Genomic DNA, 5,950 nt, shown 5'->3' with positions numbered 1-5,950 from the left:
TTGATTCGATTAATCCGCTAAAGCTAAATTCACCGTTTACATCTGTGGTGGTTGTAAGCGCTACAACCTGATCAAACTTATCAATGCCCGTGAGTTTGATGCTGATATTTTTAAGGACTGAGTCGTTCGGATCGATAACGCCATTTTGATCGACATCGAAAAACACTTTACCCGCTAAAGTTTTATCGCCTGCTTTGGGCTTTTCAGTAAAGCGGATTGCTGGTGTTGGATCTGTGCCGACCATGACTTTAGCGACATTGCTGACAACACCCGCGCCACTGCCAATATAACGATTACCCGTTTGATGTTCAGTACTTGGTGTTTGCGTGATCGTATAGCCATCCGCATTTGATTCGATTAAACCCGCAAAGCTAAATTCACCGTTTACATCTGTGGTGGTGGTAAGATCAACAACCAGACCAAACTTATCCTTACCCGTGAGTTTTACATTGATATTGTTAAGGGCGGAGTCTGCTGGATCCAAGGCGCCATTTTGATCTACATCGAAGAACACTTTACCCGATATGGTTTTATCGCCTGCGTTTGGCTTTTCAGTAAAGCGGATCGCTGGTGTTGGATCTGTGCCGACCACGACTTTAGCAATATTGCTGACAACACCCGCGCCGCTGCCGATATAGCGATTACCCGTTTGGTGATCTGAGCTTGGCGTTTGCATGATCGTGTAGCCATCCGCATTTGATTCGATTAATCCGCTAAAGCTAAATTCACCGTTTACATCTGTGGTGGTTGTAAGCGCTACAACCTGATCAAACTTATCAATGCCCGTGAGTTTGATGCTGATATTTTTAAGGACTGAGTCGTTTGGATCGATAATGCCATTTTGATCTACATCGAAAAACACTTTACCCGCTACAGTTTTATCGCCTGCTTTTGGCTTTTCAGTAAAGCGCAGTGTTGGTGTTGGATCTGTGCCGACCACGACTTTAGCAATATTACTGATCATACCCGCGCCGCTGCCGATATAGCGATTACCCGTTTGGTGGTCTGGGCTTGGTGTTTGCGTGATGGTGTAGCCATCCGCGTTTGATTCGATTAAACCAGCAAAGCTAAATTCACCGTTTACATCTGTGGTAGTTGCAAGCGCTACAACCTGACCATATTTGTCGGTGCCCGTCAGTTTTACATTGATATTGTTTAAGGCTGAATCGTTCGGATCGATCACGCCATTTTGATCTACATCGAAGAACACCTTACCAGATATAGTTTTATCACCTGCTTTGGGCTTTTCAGTAAAGCGCAGTGTTGGTGTTGGATCTGTGCCGACCGCGACTTGAGCAACATTGCTGACAACACCCGCGCCACTGCCGATATAACGATTACCCGTTTGATGCTCTGGGCTTGGTGTTTGCGTGATGGTATAGCCATCGGCGTTTGATTCGATTAAACCAGCAAAGCTGAATTCACCGTTTACATCTGTGGTGGTTTCAAGAGCAACAGCCTGACCATATTTGTCGGTGCCCGAGAGTTTGATGCTGATAGTGTTAAGGGCGGAGTCTGCTGGATCCAAGGCGCCATTTTGATCCACATCGAAGAACACTTTACCCGCTACAGTTTTATCGCCTGCTTTTGGCTTTTCAGTAAAGCGGATTGCTGGTGTTGGATCTGTGCCGACCACGACTTTAGCAACACTGCTGACAACACCTGCGCCACTGCCGATATAACGATTACCCGTTTGGTGATCTGGGCTTGGTGTTTGTGTGATGGTGTAGCCATCCGCGTTTGATTCAATTAAACCTGCAAAGCTAAATTCACCGTTTACATCTGTGATGGTTTCAAGCTCGACAGCCTGACCATATTTATCTGTGCCCATGAGTTTTACACTGATATTTTTAAGGGCTGAATCGTTCGGATCGATAACGCCATCTTGATCTACATCGAAGAACACCATACCAGATACGGTTTTATCACCTGCTTTGGGTTTTTCAGTAAAGCGGATTACTGGTGTTGGATCTGTGCCGACAATCACTTTGGCGATATTGCTGACAACACCCACCCCGCTGCCGATATAACGATTACCCGCTTGATGTTCAGTACTTGGTGTTTGCGTGATCGTATAGCCATCCGCATTTGATTCGATTAAACCCGCAAAGCTAAATTCACCGTTTACATCTGTGGTGGTGGTAAGATCAACAACCTGACCAAACTTATCCTTACCCGTGAGTTTTACATTGATATTGTTAAGGGCGGAGTCTGCTGGATCCAAGGCGCTATTTTGATCTACATCGAAGAACACTTTACCAGATACGGTTTTATCACCTGCTTTTGGCTTTTCAGTAAAGCGCAGTGTTGGTGTTGGATCTGTGCCGACCACGACTTTGGCGACATTGCTCACAACACCCGCGTCACTGCCGATATAACGATTACCCGTTTGATGTTCAGTGCTTGGTGTTTGTGTGATGGTGTAGCCATCGGCGTTTGATTCAATTAAACCTGCAAAGCCAAATTCACCGTTTACATCTGTGGTGGTTGTAAGCTCAACAATCTGGCCATGTTTGTCGGTGCCCGTCAGTTTTACATTGATATTGTTAAGGGCTGAATCGCTCGGATCGATAACGCCATCTTGATCTACATCGAAGAACACCTTACCAGATACAGACTTATCACCTGCTTTTGGCTTTTCAGTAAAGCGGATCGCTGGCGTAGGATCTGTGCCGACAATCACTTTGGCTACATTACTGACAATACCTGCGCCACTGCCGATATAGCGATTACCCGTTTGGTGATCTGGGCTTGGTGTTTGCGTGATGGTATAGCCATCCGCATTTGATTCAATTAATCCGCTAAAGCTAAATTCACCGTTTACATCTGTGGTGATTGTAAGATCAACAACCTGACCAAACTTATCCTTACCCGTGATTTTTACATTGATATTGTTAAGGGCGGAGTCTGCTGGATCCAAGGCGCCATTTTGATCTACATCGAAGAACACTTTACCCGATATGGTTTTATCGCCTGCTTTTGGCTTTTCAGTAAAGCGCAGTGTTGGCGTAGGATCTGTACCGACCACGACTTTAGCGATATTGCTGACAACACCCACGCCACTGCCGATATAACGATTACCCGTTTGATGTTCAGTGCTTGGTGTTTGCGTGATGGTATAGCCATCCGCATTTGATTCGATTAATCCGCTAAAGCCAAATTCACCGTTTACATCTGTGGTGGTGGTAAGATCGACAGTCTGACCATATTTGTCGGTGCCCGACAGTTTGATGCTAATAGCGTTAAGGGCGAAGTCGTTCGGATCGATAACGCCATTTTGAACTACATCGAAGAACACCTTACCCGATACGGTTTTGTCGCCTGCTTTGGGCTTTTCAGTAAATCGGATTGCTGGCGTAGGATCTGTGCCGACCACGACTTTAGCAATATTACTGATCATACCCGCGCTACTGCCGATATAGCGATTACCCGTTTGGTGGTCTGAGCTTGGTGTTTGCGTGATGGTATAGCCATCCGCATTTGATTCGATTAAACCCGCAAAGCTAAATTCACCGTTTACATCTGTGGTAGTTGTAAGCGCTACAACCTGATCATATTTGTCGGTGCCCGTGAGTTTTACATTGATATTGTTTAGGACTGAGTCGTTTGGGTCGATAATGCCATTTTGATCTACATCGAAGAACACTTTACCCGCTACAGTTTTATCGCCTGCTATGGGCTTTTCAGTAAAGCGGATTATTGGCGTTGGATCTGTGCCCACCACGACTTTAGCAACATTGCTGACCACACCCGCACCACTGCCGATATAACGATTACCCGTTTGATGTTCGCTCGTTGGTGTTTGCATGATGGTATAGCCATCCGCGTTTGATTCGATTAAACCTGCGAAGCCAAATTCACCATTTACATCTGTGGTGGTTGTAAGCGCTACAACCTGATCATATTTGTCGGTGCCCGTTAGTTTGATGCTGATATTGTTAAGGGCTGAGTCGACAGGATCGATCTCCCCGTTTTGATCCACGTCGAAGAACACCTTGCCAGATACGGTTTTATCACCTGCTTTGGGCTTTTCAGTAAATCGGATCGCTGGTGTTGGATCTGTGCCGACCATGACTTTAGCAATATTACTGATCATACCCGCGCTACTGCCGATATAGCGATTACCCGTTTGGTGGTCTGAGCTTGGTGTTTGCGTGATGGTATAGCCATCCGCATTTGATTCGATTAATCCGCTAAAGCTAAATTCACCGTTTGCATCTGTGGTAGTTGTAAGCGCTACAAGCTGACCATATTTGTTGGTGCCCGTCAGTTTTACACTGATATTTTTAAGGAGTGAATCGTTCGGATCGATCACGCCATTTTGATCTACATCGAAGAACACTTTACCCGCTACAGTTTTATCGCCTGCTATGGGCTTTTCAGTAAAGCGGATTGTTGGTGTTGGATCTGTGCCGACCACGACTTTAGCGACATTGCTGACAACACCCGCGCCGCTGCCGATATAGCGATTACCCGTTTGGTGGTCTGGGCTTGGTGTTTGCGTGATCGTGTAGCCACCCGCGTTTGATTCGATTAAACCTGCAAAGCTAAATTCACCATTTACATCTGTGGTGGTAGTAAGCGCTACAACCTGACCAAACTTATCAATGCCCGTTAGTTTTACGCTGATATTTTTCAGGAGTAAATCGTTAGGATCGATAACCCCATCTTGACCTACATCGAAGAACACCTTACCCGATACGGTTTTATCACCTGCTTTGGGCTTTTCAGTAAAGCGCAGTGTTGGTGTTGGATCTGTGCCGACCACGACTTTAGCAATATTACTGATCACACCCGCGCCACTGCCGATATAGCGATTACCCGTTTGGTGATCTGAGCTTGGCGTTTGCATGATCGTGTAGCCATCCGCATTTGATTCGATTAAACCCGCAAAGCTAAATTCACCGTTTACATCTGTGGTGGTTGTAAGCGCTACAACCTGATCAAACTTATCAATGCCCGTGAGTTTGATGCTGATATTTTTAAGGACTGAGTCGTTTGGATCGATAATGCCATTTTGATCTACATCGAAGAACACTTTACCAGATACGGTTTTATCACCTGCTTTGGGTTTTTCAGTAAAGCGCAGTGTTGGTGTTGGATCTGTGCCGACCACGACTTTAGCAACATTGCTGATAACACCTGCGCCACTGCCGATATAACGATTACCCGTTTGGTGGTCTGGGCTTGGTGTTTGCGTGATGGTGTAGCCATCCGCGTTTGATTCAATTAAACCAGCAAAGCCAAATTCACCATTTACATCTGTGGTGGTAGTAAGCTCTACAACCTGACCAAACTTATCCGTACCCGTTAGTTTGATGCTGATAGTGTTAAGGGCGAAGTCTGCTGGATCCAAGACGCCATTTTGATCTACATCGAAGAACACCTTACCAGATACGGTTTTATCACCTGCTTTTGGCTTTTCAGTAAAGCGCAGTGTTGGTGTTGGATCTGTGCCGACCACGACTTTAGCAATATTACTGATCACACCCGCGCCACTGCCGATATAGCGATTACCCGTTTGGTTATCTGAGCTTGGCGTTTGCATGATCGTGTAGCCATCCGCATTTGATTCGATTAAACCCGCAAAGCTAAATTCACCGTTTACATCTGTGGTGGTTGTAAGCGCTACAACCTGATCAAACTTATCAATGCCCGTGAGTTTGATGCTGATATTTTTAAGGACTGAGTCGTTTGGATCGATAATGCCATTTTGATCTACATCGAAGAACACCTTACCAGATACGGTTTTATCACCTGCTTTGGGTTTTTCAGTAAAGCGCAGTGTTGGCGCAGGATCTGTGCCGACCACGACTTTAGCAACATTGCTGATAACACCTGCGCCACTGCCGATATAACGATTACCCGTTTGGTGATCTGAGCTTGGTGTTTGCGTGATCGTATAGCCATCCGCATTTGATTCGATTAAACCAGCAAAGCCAAATTCACC

At 45.7% G+C, this 5,950-nt stretch carries 1 protein-coding gene; it reads right to left on the bottom strand.

Annotation, left to right across the window (positions count from 1 at the left end):
• The coding region (locus A7985_RS25255; RefSeq protein ID WP_141685450.1) for an SdrD B-like domain-containing protein at positions 1 to 5,950 on the bottom strand (5,950 nt) is incomplete at both ends.

This window comes from Pseudoalteromonas luteoviolacea, assembly GCF_001696455.1.
Taxonomy (GTDB): Bacteria; Pseudomonadota; Gammaproteobacteria; order Enterobacterales; family Alteromonadaceae; genus Pseudoalteromonas; species Pseudoalteromonas luteoviolacea_C.
This window is presented reverse-complemented; position numbering and strand designations above follow the sequence as displayed.